Origin of the sequence: Pseudomonas sp. MWU16-30323 (genome assembly GCF_020515595.1) — a bacterium.
GTDB classification, from domain to species: Bacteria; Pseudomonadota; Gammaproteobacteria; order Pseudomonadales; family Pseudomonadaceae; genus Aquipseudomonas; species Aquipseudomonas yamanorum.
Genome location: NZ_JAIWYM010000016.1, coordinates 26,329 through 48,210, shown reverse-complemented (window position 1 = coordinate 48,210; position 21,882 = coordinate 26,329). Strand labels below are relative to the sequence as shown.

The 21,882-nt window shown below is 60.9% G+C and carries 17 protein-coding genes; 10 read left to right on the top strand and 7 right to left on the bottom strand.

What is annotated here, in order from left to right:
• Positions 1-23 precede the first annotated feature (23 nt).
• Positions 24-215 carry a PLDc N-terminal domain-containing protein gene (locus LIY45_RS18830; RefSeq protein ID WP_003172956.1) on the top strand — a complete coding sequence of 64 codons (192 nt, stop codon included), beginning with the start codon at positions 24-26 and terminating at the stop codon, positions 213-215.
• Positions 216-611: 396 nt separating this feature from the next.
• The gene (locus LIY45_RS18825; RefSeq protein WP_226477211.1) at positions 612-2,699 is read left to right on the top strand and encodes an LTA synthase family protein; all 2,088 of its coding nucleotides are present in this window, start codon (positions 612-614) and stop codon (positions 2,697-2,699) included.
• 61 nt (positions 2,700-2,760) lie between these two features.
• On the opposite strand, the gene LIY45_RS18820 is transcribed toward LIY45_RS18825, so the two are convergent.
• Positions 2,761-2,913, bottom strand: coding sequence for a DUF3309 family protein (locus LIY45_RS18820; protein ID WP_003216767.1), 153 nt, complete (start codon positions 2,911-2,913; stop codon positions 2,761-2,763).
• A gap of 327 nt (positions 2,914-3,240) precedes the next feature.
• Between LIY45_RS18820 and LIY45_RS18815 the strand changes: the two genes are divergently transcribed.
• Both LIY45_RS18815 and csrA read left to right on the top strand, forming a co-directional pair.
• Positions 3,241-4,062 (top strand): SDR family oxidoreductase, encoded by an 822-nt coding sequence (locus LIY45_RS18815; protein WP_226477210.1) that lies wholly within the window; start codon positions 3,241-3,243, stop codon positions 4,060-4,062.
• A 350-nt stretch (positions 4,063-4,412) separates the two neighbouring features.
• On the top strand, positions 4,413-4,622 hold the full coding sequence (csrA, locus tag LIY45_RS18810; protein ID WP_226477209.1) for a carbon storage regulator CsrA: 210 nt from the start codon (positions 4,413-4,415) through the stop codon (positions 4,620-4,622).
• Between the two features lie 3 nt (positions 4,623-4,625).
• On the opposite strand, the gene LIY45_RS18805 is transcribed toward csrA, so the two are convergent.
• From LIY45_RS18805 to LIY45_RS18790, 4 genes are all read right to left on the bottom strand, one after another.
• Positions 4,626-4,853 (bottom strand): YheU family protein, encoded by a 228-nt coding sequence (locus tag LIY45_RS18805; protein ID WP_003192759.1) that lies wholly within the window; start codon positions 4,851-4,853, stop codon positions 4,626-4,628.
• Between the two features lie 59 nt (positions 4,854-4,912).
• Entirely contained in the window at positions 4,913-6,097 is a 1,185-nt protein-coding gene (locus LIY45_RS18800) for an osmoprotectant NAGGN system M42 family peptidase (protein WP_003216760.1), read from the bottom strand.
• 170 nt (positions 6,098-6,267) lie between these two features.
• The gene (gene ngg / locus LIY45_RS18795) at positions 6,268-8,013 is read right to left on the bottom strand and encodes an N-acetylglutaminylglutamine synthetase (RefSeq protein ID WP_226477208.1); all 1,746 of its coding nucleotides are present in this window, start codon (positions 8,011-8,013) and stop codon (positions 6,268-6,270) included.
• 3 nt (positions 8,014-8,016) lie between these two features.
• Positions 8,017-9,789, bottom strand: coding sequence for an N-acetylglutaminylglutamine amidotransferase (locus LIY45_RS18790; protein ID WP_226477207.1), 1,773 nt, complete (start codon positions 9,787-9,789; stop codon positions 8,017-8,019).
• Positions 9,790-10,664: 875 nt separating this feature from the next.
• On the opposite strand from LIY45_RS18790, the gene LIY45_RS18785 reads away from it, so the two are divergent.
• Positions 10,665-12,131, top strand: coding sequence for a hypothetical protein (locus tag LIY45_RS18785; protein ID WP_226477206.1), 1,467 nt, complete (start codon positions 10,665-10,667; stop codon positions 12,129-12,131).
• A 598-nt stretch (positions 12,132-12,729) separates the two neighbouring features.
• On the opposite strand, the gene mnmC is transcribed toward LIY45_RS18785, so the two are convergent.
• A complete protein-coding gene (mnmC, locus tag LIY45_RS18780; RefSeq protein WP_226477205.1) occupies positions 12,730-14,718 on the bottom strand; it encodes a bifunctional tRNA (5-methylaminomethyl-2-thiouridine)(34)-methyltransferase MnmD/FAD-dependent 5-carboxymethylaminomethyl-2-thiouridine(34) oxidoreductase MnmC in 1,989 nt (662 codons plus the stop codon).
• 154 nt (positions 14,719-14,872) lie between these two features.
• On the opposite strand from mnmC, the gene pap reads away from it, so the two are divergent.
• The 3 genes from pap to LIY45_RS18765 all read left to right on the top strand — a co-directional run bounded on the left by pap (position 14,873) and on the right by LIY45_RS18765 (position 19,391).
• A complete protein-coding gene (gene pap, locus LIY45_RS18775) occupies positions 14,873-16,390 on the top strand; it encodes a polyphosphate:AMP phosphotransferase (RefSeq protein ID WP_017480017.1) in 1,518 nt (505 codons plus the stop codon).
• Positions 16,391-16,493: 103 nt separating this feature from the next.
• On the top strand, positions 16,494-17,678 hold the full coding sequence (locus LIY45_RS18770; RefSeq protein WP_226477204.1) for a thiolase family protein: 1,185 nt from the start codon (positions 16,494-16,496) through the stop codon (positions 17,676-17,678).
• A 756-nt stretch (positions 17,679-18,434) separates the two neighbouring features.
• Positions 18,435-19,391: a DMT family transporter gene (locus LIY45_RS18765; protein ID WP_226477203.1), complete on the top strand. Its 957-nt coding sequence runs from the start codon at positions 18,435-18,437 to the stop codon at positions 19,389-19,391.
• Here LIY45_RS18765 and LIY45_RS18760 read toward each other — a convergent pair.
• A complete protein-coding gene (locus LIY45_RS18760; RefSeq protein ID WP_003216744.1) occupies positions 19,388-20,776 on the bottom strand; it encodes a class II fumarate hydratase in 1,389 nt (462 codons plus the stop codon). The genes LIY45_RS18765 and LIY45_RS18760 overlap by 4 nt on opposite strands.
• Positions 20,777-20,969: 193 nt before the next feature.
• Here LIY45_RS18760 and LIY45_RS18755 point away from each other — a divergent pair, with 193 nt between their 5' ends.
• Complete coding sequence (locus LIY45_RS18755) at positions 20,970-21,488, top strand: DUF2059 domain-containing protein (protein WP_017476194.1); 519 nt, start codon at positions 20,970-20,972, stop codon at positions 21,486-21,488.
• Positions 21,489-21,494: 6 nt separating this feature from the next.
• Complete coding sequence (locus tag LIY45_RS18750; RefSeq protein ID WP_003216739.1) at positions 21,495-21,788, top strand: BolA family protein; 294 nt, start codon at positions 21,495-21,497, stop codon at positions 21,786-21,788.
• Positions 21,789-21,882: the final 94 nt, after the last annotated feature.

Below are 21,882 nucleotides of genomic sequence, written 5' to 3'. Positions count from 1 at the left end.
AGCCCTCACTTAGGAGCGATACCATGGGTTCCACTTTTAATGGTCTGATCGGGTTGATCATCCTCGCGCTGGATATCTGGGCGATCATCAATGTGTTCAAAAGCGGCGCGAGTACCGGTGCCAAGGTGCTATGGATCCTGCTGATCCTGTTGCTGCCGGTGTTGGGTTTGATCATCTGGGCGATCGCGGGGCCGCGCGGCAACGTGCGGATCTGATCCAAACAACGCTATCCAGAGCGGGCACAGTAAGTGTGGGAGCGGGCTTGCTCGCGAATACGGCGTAACAGTCACCTGATGTATCGACTGATTTACCCTATTCGCGAGCAAGCCCGCTCCCACATTTGTTTCCGTAGTCCCGTTATTGTGTTTCGAGATATTCGCTGTACAGAATTTTCACATTCCATCCAAGACAATTTGCCGGCTCTTTTCCCTGCCGAGTGCTCTAAAACGAGTGCCCACCTACTGCAGGAGTGAGTAATCAATGGCGTTGCCGGCGTTGATCGGGCACCATTTGCGCCATTGCGTTCACCGTCTACCCCAGCCTGCCTGGGCGAGGGCGGGGCGCCGCTGTATTCATTCGCAACTTAAACTTCCAATGGGTCCTAAAACGACATGGCAAACCCGGACGCCCTGAATCAGCAGCGAGCTTCTAATCGCTTGCTGCAACCGACCGTCAAATCCCATCTGGCGTACACGCTGCTTTGTGCCTTGATCATGATGGTGATGTTCTCCCTGCTGCGCCTGGCGCTGCTGGTCTACAACCGCGAGATGATCCTCGACACACCGGCCTCGACCTTCCTTGAAGCGTTCGCCAACGGCCTGCGCCTGGATATCCGCCTGGTGATGTACGTGCTGGTGCCGCTGCTGCTGGCCCTGTTCAGCGTGCGGGCCATGGCGGCGCGCGGGTTTTTCCGCTTGTGGCTGACGGTCGCGTCCAGCATCGCCCTGTTCCTGGGCCTGATGGAAATGGACTTCTACCGCGAATTCCACCAGCGCCTCAACGGCCTGGTCTTCCAGTATGTGAAGGAAGACCCGAAAACCGTGATGAGCATGCTCTGGTACGGTTTCCCGGTGGTGCGCTACCTGCTGGCCTGGGCCGTGGGTACGCTGATCCTGAGCATCGCCTTTAAAGGCGCCGACCGTGCAACGCGCCCACGCGGCCCGTTCAGCGGTGGCACCATCGGCACCCGCCAGGTGGCGCCGTGGTACACCCGCATCGCGGTGTTCGTGGTCTGCCTGCTGGTCGCCGTGGTCGCCATCCGTGGCACCCTGCGCCAGGGCCCGCCGCTGCGTTGGGGTGACGTGTACACCACCGACTCGAACTTTGCCAACCAGTTGGGCCTCAACGGGACCTTGTCGCTGATCGCGGCGGCGAAGGCGCGCTTCTCCGAAGAGCGCTCGAACATCTGGAAAGCCACCCTCGAACAGCCGTTGGCCACCCAGACTGTGCGCGACATGCTGGTACTGCCGACCGAGAAACTGGTCGACACCGACACCGCCGCTGTCCGCCGTGACTTCACGCCGCCGGCCGAGAAGACCCTGCCGATCAAGAACGTCGTGGTTATCCTGATGGAAAGCTTCGCCGGTCACTCGGTAGGCGCCCTGGGCCGTCCGGGCAACATCACGCCGTACTTCGACAAACTGTCCAAGGAAGGCCTGCTGTTCGACCGTTTCTTCTCCAACGGCACCCACACCCACCAGGGTATGTTCGCCACCATGGCGTGCTTCCCGAACCTGCCGGGCTTCGAATACCTGATGCAGACCCCGGAAGGCAGCCACAAGCTCTCGGGCCTGCCGCAGTTGCTCAGTGCCCGCAAGTTTGACGACGTGTATGTCTACAACGGCGACTTCGCCTGGGACAACCAGTCGGGCTTCTTCAGCAACCAGGGCATGACCAACTTCATCGGGCGTAATGACTTCGTCAACCCGGTGTTCTCGGATCCGACCTGGGGCGTGTCCGACCAGGACATGTTCACCCGTGGCCTGGAAGAGTTGAAGGCACGTGAAGGCGGCAAGCCGTTCTATGCGCTGCTGCAAACCCTCTCCAACCACACGCCGTACGCGTTGCCGACGCCATTGCCGGTTGAGAAGGTCACCGACCGTGGCAGCCTCAACGAGCATTTGACGGCCATGCGCTACTCCGACTGGGCCTTGGGCCAGTTCTTTGAAAAGGCCCGCAAGGAGCCGTACTTCAAGGAAACCCTGTTCGTGATCGTGGGCGACCACGGCTTCGGCAACGAGCAGCAGATCACCGAAATGGACCTGGGCCGCTTCAACGTGCCGATGCTGATGATTGCACCGGGCATGCAGGAGAAGTTCGGCGAGCGTGACCACACCGTGGGCACCCAGATCGACATCGTGCCGACCATCATGGGCCGCCTGGGCGGTGACACCCTGCACCAGTGCTGGGGCCGTGACCTGCTCAACTTGCCGGAAGGCGACAAGGGCTTTGGTGTGATCAAACCGTCGGGCAGCGACCAGACCGTCGCCTTGCTCACTGGTGACCGCGTGCTGGTACTGCCCAAGGAAATGCCACCGAAGTTGTGGGAATACGAACTGGGCGCCAACCCGACCGGGAAAGTGATTCCAGAATCGCCGGACGAAGCTGCGTTGAAGCAGAAGCTTGAGTCGTTCCTGCAGACCGCTACCAAGAGCCTGCTGGACAACACCGCAGGTGTAGTGGACGGCAAGCCGGACTAAACACCCGCGCATAAAAAAAGAGGCCTTTTTAAGGCCTCTTTTTTTTGCACGCTGGAACGCGTTATATCTTGCCGAGCAACAACAGAATCAGCAGCACTACCAACACAGTACCGAGAATACCCGATGGCCCGTAACCCCAGTTGCGTGAGTGAGGGAACACTGGAAGACCGCCGACCAGCAGGAGGATCAGAATAATGATAAGAATGAGGCTCATGTTTTGTTTTCCTTATTGTCTTCTGAAAAGACCTGTTATTTAACGAATAGGCCCGACAGCAGACGGACGCCTTAATAACTCCGACCCCTGTGTTTGACAGAAAATTCCGTGTTTTTTTAAAGCTTTTCGCTAACTTGCTTATTTCCTTTAACCGCGTTGCAAATAACCGCCCTTAGTTCAAATAAATTGAACTTGGCAGGTTTCCCGCTATCCGACCCGGCCCACGGTTTGCCTCGGGCATTCAGCAGTCTGATGGTGCGTGGGTGCAGGAAAAACCTTCGCTACACTGCGGCTCACTTCTTCCGTGAACCACAAGGCTACTTTCCTATGCAAAATCGCATGATGATCACCGGCGCCGGTTCTGGCCTGGGTCGCGAAATCGCTCTGCGCTGGGCCCGTGAGGGTTGGCAACTGGCCTTGTCGGACGTCAGCGAAGCCGGCCTGCAAGAAACCCTGAAGCAGGTGCGCCAGGCCGGCGGTGACGGTTTCACCCAGCGTTGCGACGTGCGCGACTACAGCCAGCTCACCGCCTTCGCACAGGCCTGTGAGGAAAAGCTCGGTGGCATCGACGTGATCGTCAACAACGCCGGTGTCGCATCGGGTGGGTTCTTCAGCGAACTGTCCCTGGAAGACTGGGACTGGCAGATCGCAATCAACCTGATGGGCGTGGTCAAGGGCTGCAAGGCCTTCCTGCCACTGCTGGAACAGAGCAAGGGCCGCATCATCAACATCGCCTCCATGGCCGCCCTGATGCAGGGCCCGGCCATGAGCAACTACAACGTGGCCAAGGCCGGCGTGGTAGCGCTTTCGGAAAGCCTGCTGGTGGAGCTCAAGCAGCAGGAAGTCGGGGTGCACGTGGTGTGCCCATCCTTCTTCCAGACCAACCTCCTGGACTCGTTCCGCGGGCCGACGCTGGCGATGAAGGCCCAAGTGGGCAAGCTGCTGGAAAGCTCGCCGATCACCGCCGCACAGATCGCCGACTACATCTACCAGCAGGTGGCTGAAGGGCAATTCATGATCCTGCCCCATGAGCAGGGGCGCATGGCTTGGGCACTGAAGCAGAAGAACCCGCAGCTGCTGTATGACGAGATGACCGTGATGGCGGACAAGATGCGGGCGAAAGCTCAGTCGCAGGCGGTAAAAGGTTGAATTTCAGGTGAGCACCTGATGTGGCGAGGGCTTGTTGTGGCGAGGGAGCTTGCTCCCGCTGGGGTGCGAAGCAGCCCCAAAACCAGCCGCCCAAGTCTTCCTGAAAGAATGCATTGACCTTATTGGGGGCTGCTTCGCACCCCAGCGGGAGCAAGCTCCCTCGCCACAGAGAGCGTCTGCAAATATGAACATATTGTTTGGTTCTTGGGTGTAATTCGAGATTATTCACTGCCTGTCTGTAGGGTAATTTACCCTGATGTGTAAGGCATGCCTGTTTAACCTGAAGGCCATTGATGGTGATGGGCGGGGGGCGCATGGTCGGGGTTCGGTAACTTAAAAAGGACGAACCCATGCTGGTATTAAGCCGCGCGGTAGGTGAAATAATTTCGGTGGGTGACCACATCACTTTGCGCATTCTGGAAGTGAACGGCACCCAAGTGAAGCTGGGTGTGGAAGCGCCGGTGGGGGTCAATGTGCACCGGGCGGAGGTTTATCAGAAGATCCTCAGTCGCCAGGGGCAACAGGCCAACACCCATCCAGTGCCTGTGCCCAATCCTTGAGTGTCAGTCGAACAGATGCTTGGGCACATCGTGCTTGAGCATCAACTGGCACTGCTCGCTCTCGGGGTCGAAGACAATCAGCGCCTGGCCCTTGGTCAGCGCTTGGCGTACCCGCAGCACCCGGGTTTCCAGGGGGGTGTCGTCACCGTTGTCGGTGCCGTCGCGGGTCACGAAGTCTTCGATGAGGCGGGTCAGGGTGTCGACTTCAAGTGCATCGTAGGGAATCAGCATACAAGCCTCGGCTAAGGAATCCCGGCGATGCTACTGCGCCGGGATCCGAGTTGCCAGTCTCAGGTTTTTTGGCCCACCAGGCTGTCCACCGACGGCACGCGGGTATCACTCTCCATTTGCGTGTCGTGTTCGATCTGGTGACTGAACCGGTCGAGGGAGCCTTTGGCCGGCTGTGCATCGCTGGCGAACACCGGCGGGCTGAGGATGTAGGCGCCCAGCAGGCGGCTCAGCGCGGCGAGGCTGTCGATGTGCGTGCGCTCATAGCCATGGGTAGCATCGCAACCGAATGCCAGCAGCGCGGTGCGAATGTCGTGGCCGGCGGTCACCGCCGAATGCGCGTCGCTGAAGTAGTAGCGAAACAGGTCGCGGCGCACCGGCAACTCATTCTCCGCCGCCAGGCGCAGCAGGTGGCGGGACAGGTGATAGTCATACGGCCCGCCGGAATCCTGCATCGCCACACTCACCGCGTGCTCGCTGGAGTGCTGCTCGTGGGCCACCGGCGCAATGTCGATGCCGACGAACTCACTCACATCCCACGGCAAGGCCGCGGCTGCACCACTGCCGGTTTCTTCGGTGATGGTGAACAGCGGGTGGCAGTCGATCAGCAACGGTTGGCCGCTGTCGACAATCGCCTTGAGCGCCGCCAGCAGTGCGGCAACCCCGGCTTTATCGTCCAGGTGGCGGGCGCTGATATGCCCGCTCTCGGTGAACTCCGGCAGCGGGTCGAAGGCGACGAAATCGCCGACGCTGATGCCCAGGGAATCACAATCGGCGCGGGTGGCGCAGTAGGCGTCCAGGCGCAGTTCGATGTGGTCCCAGCTGATGGGCATTTCATCCACGGCGGTATTGAACGCGTGACCGGAGGCCATCAACGGCAACACGCTGCCACGGATCACGCCGTTATCGGTAAACAGGCTGACACGGCTGCCTTCGGCAAAGCGGCTGGACCAGCAGCCCACGGGCGCCAGGGTCAGGCGGCCGTTGTCCTTGATTGCCCGCACGGCGGCGCCGATGGTGTCCAGGTGCGCGGAAACGGCGCGGTCGGGGCTGTTTTTCTGGCCCTTGAGGGTGGCGCGGATGGTGCCGCGCCGGGTCATCTCAAAGGGAATGCCCAGCTCTTCAAGGCGCTCGGCAACGTAGCGCACGATGGTGTCGGTAAACCCGGTGGGGCTGGGAATGGCGAGCATTTCCAGCAGCACCTTTTGCAGGTAAGCGAGATCTGGTTCGGGGATGGTTCGGGTCATGGAAACTCCTGATGAGTTGAGGGCATCGATGGTTTCGATGAAAGGGGCGCCTCACAGATTGTGTTGGCTGTACCGGCGTCTTCGCGAGCAAGCCCGCTCCCACATTTGGAATGCATTCCCCTGTGGGAGCGGGCTTGCTCGCGAAAGCGCCAGTCAAGGCAACACCTTTCTCACGCCGTCGGCTGGCTATGGGGGAACAACAGGTCCACGAACTTTTCAGCCGTCGGCTGCGGTTCATGGTTGGCCAGCCCGGCCCGTTCGTTGGCTTCGATAAACACGTAGTCCGGTTGGTCGGCGGCCGGCACCATCAGGTCCAGGCCCACCATGGGAATGTCCAGGGCCCGGGCGGCGCGCACGGCCGCGTCCACCAGGGTCGGGTGGAGGATGGCGGTGACGTCTTCCAGGCAACCACCGGTGTGCAGGTTGGCGGTACGCCGCACCGCCAGGCGTTCGCCGCGGGGCAGGATGCTGCTGTAGTCGTACCCGGCAGCGTGCAGGGTGCGCTGGGTTTCGTGGTCCAGGGGGATTTTGCTTTCGCCATCGGTGGCGGCCTGGCGCCGGCGGCTCTGGGCCTCGATCAACGCGCCGATGGAGTGCTGGCCATCGCCGGTGACTTCCGCCGGGCGGCGAATGGCGGCGGCGACCACTTCAAAGCCGATCACCAGGATTCGCAGGTCGAGGCCTTCGTGGAAGCTTTCCAGCAGCACACGCGAGTCGAACTGGCGGGCCGCTTCAATGGCTTTTTGCACGTCTTCAATGGTCTGCAAATCCACCGCCACGCCCTGGCCTTGTTCACCGTCCAGCGGCTTGACCACGATGCGCTGGTGTTCGTCGAGAAACTCCAGGTTGTCGTCGGCACTGCCGGCCAGTTGCTGGGCTGGCAGGTTCAAGCCGGCCGCCTTGAACACCTTGTGGGTCAGGCTCTTGTCCTGGCACAAGGTCATGCTGATGGCGCTGGTCAGGTCGCTCAATGACTCGCGGCAGCGCACCCGGCGGCCACCATGGCTCAGGGTAAACAGCCCGGCATCGGCATCGTCCACCTGCACATCGATCCCGCGCCGATGGGCTTCCTCGACAATGATCCGCGCATAGGGATTGAACTCCGCCTGCGGGCCGGGCCCGAGGAACAGCGGCTGGTTGATCCCGTTCTTGCGCTTGATGGCGAAGGTGGTCAGGGCGCGAAAGCCGAGCTTGGCGTAAAGACTTTTTGCCTGGCGGTTGTCGTGCAGCACCGACAGGTCAAGGTAGCTCAGGCCACGGCTCATGAAGTGTTCGATCAAGTGGCGCACCAGCACTTCACCCACACCGGGGCGGGTGCATTGCGGGTCCACCGCCAGGCACCAGAGGCTGCAGCCGTTCTCCGGATCGTGAAAGGCCTTCTGGTGGTTCAGGCCCATCACGCTGCCGATCACCGCGCCGCTGTCTTCGTCCTCGGCCAGCCAATACACCGGACCGCCTTGATGACGTGGCGTCAGCAGCGCCGGGTCCACCGGCAACATGCCGCGCCCCTGGTACAGCTGGTTCACCGCCTGCCAGTCCGCCTCGCTTTGTACCCGGCGAATCCGGAACCCGCGAAACACCCGGGTCGCGGGACGATAGTCGGTGAACCACAGGCGCAAGGTGTCGGACGGGTCGAGAAACAACTGCTGGGGATCAATCCCGAGGATCTGCTGTGGCGCCGCCACATACAGCGCGATATCCCGCTCGCCGGGCTGCTCGTTGAGCAACTCCAGGGCCAGGCTCGCCGGGTCCGGAAAAGTGTGGCCGATCAGCAGCCGGCCCCAACCGCAATGCACGGCAATCGGCGTAGGGTCCAGTGCGCTGCCGTCTTCGGCTAAGCGGGCTTGCAGGCGCTCGTAGGAGGGCGCCTGGCCCCGCAGCAAGCGTTGGCTGTAAGCCGTGGCATGAGGTTTCATGAATCAGATTCCTTGTTCGCTGAGCCACAGGTTCAGCGCCGCCAGTTGCCACAGCTTGGAGCCGCGCAACGGGGTCAATTGGCCTTGGGGATCGGTGAGCAGGCGGTCGAGCATGGCCGGGTTGAACAGGCCGCGATCCTGGCTTGGGTCCAGCAACAGGTCGCGCACCCAGCTCAAGGTATCGCCCTGCAAATGCTTGAGGCCGGGCACCGGGAAATAGCCTTTCTTGCGGTCGATGACTTCGCTCGGGATCACCCGGCGCGCGGCTTCCTTGAGCACTTGCTTGCCGCCGTCCGGCAGTTTGAATTTGCCCGGCACGCGGGCCGACAGCTCCACCAGGCGGTAGTCGAGAAACGGCGTGCGCGCTTCCAGGCCCCAGGCCATGGTCATGTTGTCGACGCGCTTGACCGGGTCATCCACCAGCATCACGGTGCTGTCCAGGCGCAGGGCCTTGTCCACCGCCGCATCGGCGCCGGGCTGAGCGAAATGCTCACGCACGAAGTCACCGGCGGCGTCATTCGCGGTCAGCCATTTCGGCGCGACCGTGGCGGCGTAGTCGTCGTAGCTGCGGTCGAAGAACGCATCGCGGTAGGCGGCATACGGGTCGCTGGCGCCGTCCACTTGCGGGTACCAGTGGTAACCGGCGAACAGTTCATCGGCGCCCTGGCCGCTCTGCACCACCTTGCAGTGCTTGGCGACTTCCCGGGACAGCAGGTAGAAGGCGATGCAGTCATGGCTGACCATCGGCTCGCTCATGGCGCGGAACGCGGCGGGCAATTGTTCGATGATTTCGCTTTCGGCGATGCGCAGTTGATGGTGCCGGGTGCCGTAATGCTTGGCGATCAAGTCCGAATACTGGAACTCGTCGCCGCGCTCGCCGCCCGCGTCCTCAAAGCCGATGGAGAAGGTCGACAGGTCCTGCACGCCGACTTCCCGCAACAGGCCCACCAGCATGCTGGAATCGACACCGCCGGAAAGCAGCACACCCACGTCCACTGCCGCGCGCTGACGAATCGCCACGGCTTCGCGGGTGCTGTCGAGCACACGGTCGGTCCAGTCTTCGAGGGTCAGGTTGGCTTCATCGGCGTGAGGGCCGTAGGGCAGGGTCCACCAGGTTTTCTGTTCAGTCTTGCCATCGGCATCAATGCGCATCCACGACGCAGGCGGCAGTTTTTCAATGCCCGCCAGCAGGGTGCGCGGCGCAGGCACCACGGCGTGGAAATTCAGGTAGTGATTGAGGGCCACCGGATCGAGGATCGGGTTGATATCGCCGCCCTTGAGCAGTGCCGGCAGGGCCGAGGCAAAACGCAGGCGTTGGCCGGTGCGCGATAGGTACAGCGGTTTTACGCCGAGGCGGTCACGGGCGATGAACAGGCGCTGGGCATCGCGCTCCCAGATGGCGAAGGCGAACATCCCGTTGAGCTTGGGCAGGAAGGCTTCGCCCCAGGCGTGGTAGCCCTTGAGCAGCACTTCGGTGTCGCCACCGGAATAGAAGGCGTAGCCCAGGGCTTCCAGCTCTTCACGCAATTCCGGGAAGTTATAGATCGCGCCGTTGAACGCCAGGGACAGGCCCAGTTGGGCGTCGACCATCGGTTGGGCGGAGCCGTCCGACAGGTCCATGATTTTCAGGCGTCGATGGCCCAGGGCAATCGGCCCTTGGGCATGGAAGCCCCACGCGTCAGGACCGCGTGGCGCCAGGTGATGGGTGATTCGTTCCACCGCTGCCAGGTCGGCAGGTTGGTGATCGAAACGTAACTCTCCAGCTAATCCGCACATATTGCATAGGGCCTTGTATTTGCTGGACCTAGGCGTATCTACCGTATTTCGTGTACCAATCTTGTACCGACTTTCGGTAAATCCAGCTTTTCAAGCTCCGCGAAATCACTCTAGGAACTGATCCACTTGGCGTAGGTTGAAAGCGGGGTTCATTCCGGACATCAGGCACATTGTTGCGTAGGTGTGCCTGGTGTCATCCATCCGGCGATACCGCATTCCGCTATTGCGCAGTGCTGACAACCAATAACGCTTAGCTCCAGTTTCGGATCGGATGTATAGCTCTGATCTGTCACCCGAACCGTCCGGCGCGAAAACGTAATCAGAGCGCGCCGCCGTAAGTAGTCTGGTTTTTCGAGTGCCTGCAAAGCCCGATCGTTCAATAAAACTTCTCACTAGACTTTCGTTTTAGTCCTCTCCTTCATCTTGCCGTACAGCCTGATACGGCACACCTTGGCGCGCCGCGAGCGCGTATCAACCTCGCTCGACCGTAGGGTCGTCGCCTCATCTGGACGCGTTCCTGTGTACAAAGAAAACTCAAAAAAACATGCGTAAATAGCCTGCAGACCGCTCGTCACTTCGTACCGCTTTCCCATCAGTTCGTCCGCTCCTTCGCAACTGAATGGGTCGATTTCGCGCTTGGTCACGCGGGTCGGCGGGATCGAGTTGGCCGGGTTACCTGCGCTTCGATGGTTACGCCATCCCGCACTCGCCCGAGGAGGAGCTGGCCTACGAGTATTCGACGCGGCCAACCTCCCCGAGGGCAACCCAACGGCTGACACCCATTACCTTTTCTGTGTCTGACAGGTCCCAGCTTTTCCAGCTTAAAGCCGCAGTGAAACACCTGGTTGAAGACTCAGGACTGGATGTATTGAGGTATGATTGAGCATGGTTTTTTAGGGAACGTCTCAATGAAAAATACGGCTGTTGCGCTGCTGATCGGTATCGCCTCCCACCCAGTATTCGCCGATACGCTTCCAGAGAGCATTGCCCATCACGTAGACATCATTACCGATGACTCCGTGCAACAGGCAAGCTCTTTGAGAGTTGTGAAGGACACGAAATCGGTCTCTGACGCGGTGTTTGCATACCACAGCACAAGCGGCCCTCTTGCGTCGGGATACGGATTCCACGCTCTCGACCTTGGAGATGGCGGCGGCGGCGGTGGCGCTATTGGTGGCGCTACAACAAGATCTACCAATGCCGACGCCATCGTTGGGAACCGTCGTGAGTCGGGACCAGGCAATGGTGTAATCGGAACTCGCTGGGAAAGCGGCAATGGATCAGGCGTCTACGGCCTGATGCGCGGCACTGGTTCTGGAAGCGGGGTAACCGGTTACAAGATTCTGAACGGCTCCGGTCATGGCGTCTACGGGAAGAACGAGTCTACCGATGGCGCAGGCGTTTACGGTGAGCGCCTGAATGATGCTGGCCCAGGGTATGGTGTGCTTGGGTATGCCAAGGGAGCCACCGGCATAGACAATGCGTCAGTGGCTGGACTTAAAAAGGATGGCGACTGGGGCTATTCAATCCTGGCCGACTCTCGCGGGCGCGACTCGGCGCTGAGAGCTTTTTCCGCGCGCAATGCCGCCAGGGCCATCGATTCTCTGACAGATGCCACCAATACCTCTCAGGTGTCGAACTCGTTTGTTCGGGCAAACGGGGTGTTCGGCACTGGATCGGCAGTTGTTGTTTCAGGTGGTGGGCCGCGTACAGGTCCCGTGGTTGCCTCCGCCTCCAGCGTTGAACCTAGCCAAGTGTCTACCGGCCATGAAGCCGTAACCGCACAGACAGTCAGCGTCGGTAATGCAGTAGCTGGATCGGACGACGTGCGCGGCATTAGCGCAACCGTCACGTCCACTGATGGCAAGCAGGCCGCCGGTTACCGGGCAATGGTTGACGGTCGCAATGATGCGAACTACGGCGTCTACGCAAATGCCGTAGGCGGCAAGATCAACTACTCCGGCTACTTTGTTGGTGATATCCAGGCTGGGCGCGTGATGACGGCTACCGACAGTCGCTTACAGGATGTTCACGGCGAAGTGGATTATGCCAAGAGCATGAAGCGAGTGCTGGCCAACAAGGTCTACGTCTCTGACCGCTATGTCGTCTGGAAAGAGACCGATGCCCATGGCGTTGTAACCGAGAAGCGCCAGAAGATCGCCAGCAATGAAACTGGAAACCTCGCTCAAGACGTTCAGTCGACCAATCCGGATGCGGTCACCGTAAACCCGGATGGCTACATGTCGGTGTCGGATCGAGAGGAACTGTATCAGCTGAAAGCCGCCGTAATTTACCTGACTCGACAGCTCCAAGAAAAAGGCATTGATGTAACGCCTAAATAAGACGAACGACATAAAAGGCGGGTCTTTCTTTGCCTGAGTTTGCTTCAGCAGTTCGACCAAGCCGAAAATGTCCGCCTGGACCTTGCGCAGTTGCACATTCAGCTCCTGGATCTCATTCTCCAGCAGCCGTGCATGGTATTTGTGCATTTCGAGAGGCGTGGAGATGCCAAGCCACCCGCACTTGTCTTCGTCGATTTTCATGGGGCGGGATTCCGAATGCTGTATGAGCATGCAGTAATCGGCGTTTGACGGCTGTGCGATTTGAGGCGACGTGCTGTAGGGGTTTTTGGTTGGGTGTTCGGTCGGCGGGAAGCCGGGGAAGGGATGGATCTCGTACCGCTTTTTGTTCCCGTTGGTTTTCCCTTGAGGGAATCTCTGGGGCCCTCAGAAGGCGCTGAAACACCTTGTCTGGCACCTTTGAAATACTCCAGCTAATCCGCACATAAATTCCTTACCGGTTTTTCCGTGGGGGAGGGCTAGAAATGCAGTCCGCCAAAACGGCGGGTACCCAGAGACTGACCCGGTTAAATTGTGGGATTTTTAGAACAATACGTTATAAGGCAATGAGCCTTGACGGGCTGTTTGCCCGTCTTGGCGCTCAGGATTTGCCTGGGTTGCCGCGAATCAGAGCCCGCAGCGCGAAGCGATTGGGGTGACAGGCTTCGCTGACACTGCGTGGCAGCGGCAGCGGCTCATTGTCGAGCCAGGCGGCCAGCAGCTCGGCGCAGAGTGGCGCGGTGACCAGCCCCCGTGAGCCATGGCCGCTGTTGATATATAGGCCATGCAGCCACGGGCAGGGCGCGTCAGGTATATGTCGGGCGTCTTTGCTGAGGGCGGCGTAGGTGTGATCAAACGCCGCGCGTTCTGCCAGCGGCCCGACGATCGGCAAGTAGTCCGGGCTGGTGCAGCGGAAGGCGGCGCGGCCTTCGAGCTGTTCGGGTGCCAGGCTGTCGGCGCCCAGGCGTTGCAGCAGGTCGAGGGAGATTTCCCGCAGCATCTCAAGGTTGCCCACGTGCTCGGCCACGGTGGGCGTAAGGTCGTCGCTCTTGAAGTCAAAGCTGGCGCCGAGGGTATGCTCGCCCAGGCGTGGCGGGGCGACGTAACCTTCGGCACACACCACCGTGGCCAACGCCTGGCTTTGCGCTGTTTGCGGCAGCCGGGTGATTTGCCCGCGGATGCGTTTGAGGGGGAGGTCAGCGCTGAAGGAAAACCGCTTGATCTCGGCGGCACCGGCCAGCACCACCACACTGGCCTGCGCCAGAACCGTATCGCCCTGCAGCGCCTGCCACTCACCGTCGACCTGTTTGAGCTCAAGGGCGTCATGGTGCTGCAGCACCTCGATCAGCGGATGCCTGGCTTGCCACTGGCACAGCGCGGGCGGGTGTACCCAGCCGCCCTCGGGGAAGAACAAGCCCCCTTGCTCCAGGGTTATTCCGGCGCGCGCCTGGGCCTGCTCTTTATCCAGCAGGTGCAACAGGTCCGGGGCAAAAGCGCTGGCCAGCTGTGCCTGGCGCTCGGCCTCCTTGGCATTGAAGGCCAGTTGCAGCACGCCGCAGGCATCCCAATCCACGCCACGTTGCAGGTGTTCCAGCAAGCGCCGCGTGTGGCCGAAACCGCTGAGAATCAACTGCGACAGTGCCGTGCCGTGGGCGGAAAGCTTGAGGTACAACACTCCTTGCGGGTTGCCGGAGGCTTCCTGTGCGAGCGCTGCATGGCGTTCCAGCAAGCTGACCCGCCAGCCCCGTGCCGCCAGGCTGGCGGCCGTGGCACAACCGGCCAGGCCACCGCCGATGACGAGCGCGTGGCGTTCACCAGCGACGGCAGGCGGGCGCGCAAACCAGGGTTTTGCCGCGGCAGGCGCAGGCGTTTCAGCGGGCCAGCCGAGAAACTCACCTCGCAGGATTTCCCACTTGTGGCCGATGCCCGGGGTGCGCTTCATCTTGAACCCGGCCCCATTGATCAGCCGGCGCACCCAGCCGGTGCTGGTGAAGGTGCTGATGGTCGAGCCCGGCGCCGCCAGCCGTGCCAGTTCGGCGAACAGCTCGGCAGTCCACATGTCCGGGTTTTTGGCCGGGGCGAAGCCGTCGAGGAACCAGGCGTCGACCTGGGCGTCCAGCTGCGGCAATTGCTCCAGGGCATCGCCGATCAACAGGGTCAGGGTGACGCGACCGTTATCCAGCACCAGCCGCTGGAAGCCCTGATGGATCGCGATGTACTGCGCCAGCAGTTGCTCGGCGAACGGTGCTAGTTCCGGCCAGAGGGCGAGGGCGCGTTGCAGGTCGGCGTGGCTCAGCGGGTACTTTTCCACGCTGACAAAATGCAGGCATGCGCCCGGCACTGCGTGTTGCTCGAACAACTGCCAGGCGCACAGGAAATTCAACCCGGTGCCAAAGCCGGTCTCACCAATCACCAACCGCCCACCCACGGGCAGCGCAGCAAAACGTTCCTGCAAACGGTTCTGTTCGAGGAACACGTAGCGGGTTTCTTCAAGGCCCGACTTGTCGGAGAAGTACACGTCGTCGAACACCCGCGAGTGCGGGCGGCCTTGGTCATCCCAGTCGAGCTGGGCGTGGGATACGGGGTTCATGGGCGGCTCATAAAATACGGCAGGCAAAGACAAGGCGGCCATTCTAGCTGATCAACAGGGGTGTCATTGATCCATGACAACCGGGTGTGGAATTTCCTCCGGCGCTGCACCGTCCAATCCGCTAGTCTTGCCTCATTCTGGAACGGAGCCGCCCATGTTCGAATCTGCCGAAATCGGTCACGCCATCGACAAAGACACCTACGACGCCGAAGTACCCGCATTGCGCGAAGCCTTGCTGGAAGTGCAGTACGAACTGCAGCAGCAGAAGCGCTTCCCGGTGATCATCCTGATCAATGGCATCGAAGGCGCCGGCAAGGGTGAAACCGTCAAGTTGCTGAATGAATGGATGGACCCGCGCCTGATCGAAGTGCGCACCTTCGACCAGCAGACCGACGAAGAACTGGCTCGCCCGCCGGCCTGGCGCTACTGGCGCCAGCTGCCGGCGAAAGGCCGCATGGGGATCTTCTTTGGTAACTGGTACAGCCAGATGCTGCAGAGTCGCGTCCATGGCGAGATCAAGGATGCGCGGCTCGACCAGGCCATCGCCGGTGCCGAGCGCCTGGAAAAGATGCTGTGTGACGAAGGTGCGCTGATCTTCAAGTTCTGGTTTCACCTGTCCAAGAAGCAAATGAAATCCCGGCTCAAGGCCTTGCAGGACGACCCACTGCACAGCTGGCGCATCAGCCCGCTGGACTGGCAGCAATCAAAGACCTACGACAAGTTCGTGCATTTCGGTGAGCGGATCCTGCGCCGCACCAGCCGTGACTATGCGCCGTGGTTTGTGATCGAAGGCGTCGATGCGCATTACCGTGGGCTGACCGTCGGCAAGATCCTGCTGGAGGGCCTGCAAAACGCCTTGAAAGTGCCCAAGGGTAAAGTCAGCGGCATGAACCCGGCGCCGCTGCCGTCGGCGGTTGACCAGATGAGCCTGCTGAACAGCCTGGACATGAGCCTGAGTCTTGAAAAGGACGATTACGAAGAACAACTGATTACCGAACAGGCGCGGTTCTCCGGGCTGATGCGCGACAAGCGCATGCGCAAGCACGCGTTGGTGACGGTATTTGAAGGCAACGACGCGGCGGGCAAGGGCGGCGCGATCCGCCGTGTGGCGGCCGCCCTCGACCCCCGGCAGTACCACATCGTGCCGATTGCCGCGCCCAGCGAAGACGAACGCGCCCAGCCTTACCTGTGGCGTTTCTGGCAGAAAATTCCGGCGCGGGGCATGTTCACCGTGTTCGACCGCTCCTGGTACGGTCGGGTGCTGGTGGAGCGCATCGAAGGCTTCTGTACGCCGACGGACTGGATGCGCGCCTACGGCGAGATTAACGACTTCGAAGAGCAACTGCGCGACGCCGGGGTGATCGTGGTCAAGTTCTGGCTGGCGATCGACAAGCAGACGCAGCTGGAGCGGTTCCAGGCCCGCGAGGAAATCCCGTTCAAACGCTTCAAGATCACCGAGGATGACTGGCGCAACCGCGACAAGTGGGACGACTACCGAGCGGCGGTGGGTGACATGGTAGACCGCACCAGCACCGAGATTGCCCCGTGGACGCTGGTGGAAGCCAATGACAAGCGCTGGGCCCGGGTGAAGGTGTTGCGCACCATCAACCGGGCGCTGGAAGAAGCGTTCGACAAGACGGACAAGCACGACAAGAAGGACAAGAAGAAGTAGCGCCATGCTTTTGCATACGCGGGGTGAATGATTGTCGCGGTTGAAGAGGGCGGGATCTATGCTCGATCCATCTCTCAACAACCCCCGACAATAGAGGTAGCCCATGCGTGAAGTAGTGATCGTCGACAGCGTGCGAACCGGCCTGGCCAAGTCCTTTCGCGGCAAGTTCAACCAGACCCGTCCCGATGACATGGCTGCCCATTGCGTCAACGCGCTGCTGACCCGCAACGGCATCGACCCGGCCACGGTCGAGGATTGCATCGTCGGTGCGGGCTCCAACGAGGGTGCCCAGGGCTACAACATCGGCCGCAATGTGGCGGTGTTGTCGCAACTGGGCACCGGCACGGCGGGCATGACCCTTAACCGTTTCTGTTCCTCGGGGTTGCAGGCGATCGCCATTGCGGCCAACCAGATTGCGTCCGGTTGCAGCGACATCATCGTGGCCGGCGGGGTTGAGTCCATCAGCTTGACCATGAAAAGCGTGAACACCGATAACCTGATCAATCCGTTGCTCAAGGAGCAGGTGCCGGGTATCTATTTCCCTATGGGGCAGACCGCGGAAATCGTTGCGCGGCGGTATCACGTGAGTCGTGAAGAGCAGGATCTGTATGCGCTGCAAAGCCAGCAGCGTACGGCTCAGGCCCAGGCTGACGGGTTGTTTGATGATGAAATCGTGCCGATGGCGGTGAAGTACAAGGTCGAGGACAAGAACACCGGCGTGGTGCAGGTGTTGGACGGGGTGGTTGATCGGGATGATTGCAATCGTCCGGATACCACCTTGGCCAGTCTTGCGGGGTTGAAGCCGGTGTTTGCCGAGGATGGGTCGGTGACGGCGGGGAATTCGTCGCAGTTGTCTGATGGGGCTTCCATGACACTGGTGATGAGCCTGGAGAAGGCCTTGGAATTGGGGCTGAAGCCGAAGGCGTTTTTCCGTGGGTTTACCGTGGCGGGGTGTGAGCCGGATGAGATGGGGATTGGGCCGGTGTTTTCGGTGCCCAAGTTGCTCAAGGCTCGCGGGCTGGCGGTGGCGGATATTGATTTGTGGGAGCTGAATGAGGCGTTTGCGTCGCAGTGTCTGTATGCGCGTAATCGGCTGGAAATTGATAACGCCAAGTACAACGTCAACGGTGGGTCGATTTCCATCGGGCATCCGTTTGGGATGACGGGGTCGCGGCAGGTGGGGCATCTGGTGCGTGAGTTGCAGCGGCGCAAGTTGCGTTACGGGATTGTCACTATGTGCGTTGGGGGTGGGATGGGGGCTACCGGGTTGTTTGAGGCGGTGCGGTAGGTTGGGGGGCATATCCGTTATTTAGGTAACGGCCGCCTATGGTTTCGCTCTTACAGCGAGTCACTTTGCAAAAGCGGCAAAGTAACCAAAACGCTCTGCCCCGCCTGTCGGCACCTCGCTGGGGCTCGGTGTTTCCTCACTCCGGCACCGCGAAGCGGGCCGCCGCGATGGGCCATCCATGGCCCAGCGCGGCTAAACCGGCGTCCTGCCGGTTTACCCGCTCCGCACTGCCTGCGTTCGGCCTCGGGCTGAATGGGGCAGTCAGATCAAGATCAAAAGCAAAAGCACAGCGGCCTCCCGGCCGGCTTGAGTGTTAACAGCAAAAGCAAAGACCAGAGAGAAAACAAAGCTGCTTTTCTGTGGGAGCTGGCTTGCCTGCGATGCAGACACCTCGGTGCATCAGGTACACCCAGTTGATGCCATCGCAGGCAAGCCAGCTCCCACATTTGGACCGTGCCCGCTTTAGCTTTTGATTTGGCTGTTGCTTCACCACACTCAAGCCGGCCGGTAGGACGCTGTGCTTTTGATCTTGATCTTAGGCGCCCCGTTAAACCACGCTGGCCGGAGTGGGCACACCGAGCCTAGGCGAGGTGCCGAGTGGTGGGGCAAGAGCGTTTTGCTTACTTTTGCGCTTTTCAAAAGTGAGCCGCTGTAAGAGCGGAACCCATATCAGCCATCACCCAAAAAACGGATATACACCCACCCCCCGCGTCCCCCTAGAATGCACCTCCTCCACCTCAGGCATTCGGGGCATTCATGCATATCTCATCAGGCCGTTGGGTCTACGGTTTATCCCTGGCCCTGCTGACCGCGCTGCTCTGGGGCATCCTGCCGATCAAACTCAAACAGGTCTTGCAGGTGATGGACCCCGTCACCGTCACCTGGTTTCGCCTGGTCGTCTCCGGCAGTTGCCTGTTCGCCTACCTCGCGGCAGTCAGGCGCCTGCCCAGCTGGCGTTCCCTCGGACCAAAAGGTGGCTGGCTGGTAGCAATCGCCGTGTGCGGCCTGATGGGCAACTACGTGCTCTACCTCGTGGGTCTGAAACTGCTCAGCCCCGGCACCGCGCAATTGGTGGTGCAGGTGGGCCCGATCTTCCTGATGATCGCCAGTGTCTTCGTGTTCAAGGAACGCTTCAGCCTCGGCCAGGGCGTGGGCCTGTTGGTGCTGATCACCGGCTTCGGCCTGTTCTTCAACCAACGCCTGACCGAACTGCTGACCTCCCTGGGCGCTTACACCGCCGGCGTACTGACGATCCTCCTGGCCACCACCATCTGGACTTTCTACGCCCTGGGCCAGAAGCAGTTGTTGACCGTGTGGAATTCGTTGCAGGTGATGATGGTGATCTACCTGTGTTGCGCGCTCTTGCTGACACCCTGGGCGCACCCGATGGAAGCGCTGCAACTGAGCCCGCTGCAAGGCTGGTTGCTGCTGGCCTGCTGCTTCAATACGCTGATTGCCTACGGCGCATTCGCCGAAGCCCTGGCCCACTGGGAAGCCTCGCGCGTCAGTGCCACCCTGGCGCTGACGCCATTGGTGACCTTCGTCGCGGTGGCTGTGGCCGCGTGGATGTGGCCCGACTATGTGCACGCCGAAGACATCAACGCCCTCGGCTACGGCGGGGCCGTGCTGGTGGTATTGGGGTCCGCAACCGTGGCGTTGGCCCCGTCGTTGTTCGCCGGGCTCAGGGCCCGGCGTGCACGATTGGCGTCTTAATGACCGGCTTCCAGCATGTTTTCCGGACGCACCCACTGGTCGAACTCTTCATCCGTGAGATAGCCCAGCTTGAGCGCCGCTTCCCGTAGGGTCAGCCCTTCGGCATAGGCCTTCTTGGCAATCTCGGCGGACTTGTCGTAGCCAATGTGCGGGTTCAGCGCAGTCACCAGCATCAGGCCACGTTCAAGGTGCGCGGCCATTTGCTCGGCGTCGGGTTCAAGGCCGGCGATGCAGTGCTCCTGGAAGTTGCTGCAGCCGTCAGCCAGCAGGCGGATCGACTCCAGCAGGTTGTGGATGATCACCGGCTTGTACACGTTCAACTGCAAATGGCCCTGGCTGGCGGCGAAACCGATGGTCACGTCGTTGCCCAGCACCTGGCAGGCCAGCATCGAGAGCGCTTCGCACTGGGTCGGGTTGACCTTGCCGGGCATGATCGAGCTGCCCGGTTCATTCGCCGGCAACTTCACTTCCGCGAGCCCGGCACGCGGGCCGGAGCCCAGCAGCCGCAGGTCGTTGGCGATTTTCATCAGGGCCACGGCCAGGGTTTTGAGTGCGCCGTGCAAGGTGGTCAACGGCTCATGGCCGGACAACGCGGCGAATTTGTTCGGCGCGGTGACAAACGGCAGGCCCGACAGCGCCGCCAATTCCGAGGCAATCGCCTCGCCAAAACCGTGAGGTGAATTGAGCCCGGTGCCGACGGCAGTGCCACCCTGGGCCAGCTCACACACGGCGGGCAGGGCGCTGCGGATGGCGCGTTCGGCGTAATCCAGTTGCGCTATAAAGGCTGAAACTTCCTGGCCGAAGGTGATCGGCGTGGCGTCCATCATGTGGGTGCGGCCGGTTTTCACCAGCTTCATGTGGCGCGCCGACAGCTCTGCCAAACCGCCGGACAGTTCACGGATCGCCGGCAACAGCTTCTCGGTGACCGCCTGCACGGCGGCGATGCTCATGGCGGTGGGGAAGCAGTCGTTGGAACTCTGGGAACGGTTCACGTGATCGTTGGGGTGAACCGGGCTCTTGCCGCCACGGGGCTTGCCCGCCAGCTCGTTGGCGCGGCCGGCGATCACTTCGTTGGCGTTCATGTTGCTCTGGGTGCCGCTGCCGGTCTGCCATACCACCAGGGGGAACTGGTCGTCGTGTTCGCCGGCGAGCACTTCGTCGGCGGCCTGTTCGATCAGCCGGGCGATGTCGGCGGGCAGGTCGCCATTGCGGTCGTTGACCCGGGCCGCAGCTTTCTTGATCAGGGCCAGGGCGTGCAACACCGCCAGGGGCATGCGCTGGTCGCCGATGGCGAAGTTCACCAGCGAGCGTTGGGTCTGCGCACCCCAGTAAGCGTCATCCGGGACTTGCACTTCTCCCAGGCTGTCGGTTTCGATACGGCTCATCGGGCACACTCCTTCAGGTTCGTTTGCGCAGTTTAGGCTGTGATCGTCCGGTGGGGTTCCCTTAAAAGACTTTTCATCGGATTCCGCCCCGCAAAACCAGGCCCCATAAGGCGTGGGGTTGAGCCGCGGCGTTTTTTAGGCGCAGAATGGGCGCCCTTGGGGTCTTACCTCGCCTGCTAGAAAAGGAAACTCGATGACTCGTCTTCGTGCCATCTGTACCGCGGTTGCTCTGGTATGTGCCAGCGGCCAGGTTTTTGCCGATACCGCCAGCCACAACGCCAGTGCCGAAGCCTTCCTTACCCTGGCCCATGCCGACAAGCTGGGTACCCCGGTGTACATGCAAGTGCAACAAATGTTCGCCCAGCGTTTCGAGCAGACCAAGGCGCCTGCTTCCAAGCAAACCGTCCTGGACACCTACCAGGCCAAGGCCAACACCGCCCTGGACCAGGCTATTGGTTGGAACAAGCTCAAGCCGGACATGATCAAGCTCTACACCAGTAACTTCAGCGAATCCGAGCTCAAGGACCTGGTTGCGTTCTACCAGTCGCCTCTGGGCAAGAAAGTCCTGGAAAAAATGCCGCAGCTGACCCAGCAATCGGCCCAGATGACCCAGGCCAAGCTGGAAAGCGCGGTACCTGTGGTGAACAAGCTGCTGGAAGACATGACCAACGAGCTGACGCCAAAAGCCCCGGCCCCGGCCAAGAAGAAGTAAACAGGAATGACCATGCAACAGCGTATCGAATCGGCACTCGTCGCCCTGAGCCCGGAACACTTGAGCGTACTGGATGAAAGCCATATGCACAGCCGTGGGTTGCAGACCCACTTCAAGGCCGTGCTGGTCAGCCAGCAGTTCGAGGGGCTCAACCGCGTCAAGCGCCACCAGAAGGTCTATGCCACGTTGGGTGACCTGATGAGCGAATTCCATGCGTTGGCGCTGCATACCTATACGCCTGAAGAATGGGCGAAAATCGACGCAGCCCCGGCCTCGCCGACCTGCGCCGGCGGACACTGACACTGTGGCACATCAGCTTGATGTGGCGAGGGAGCTTGCTCCCGCTGGGTTGCGCAGCAGCCCTTCTGCCAATCACCGCGATCTTTCTGAAAGG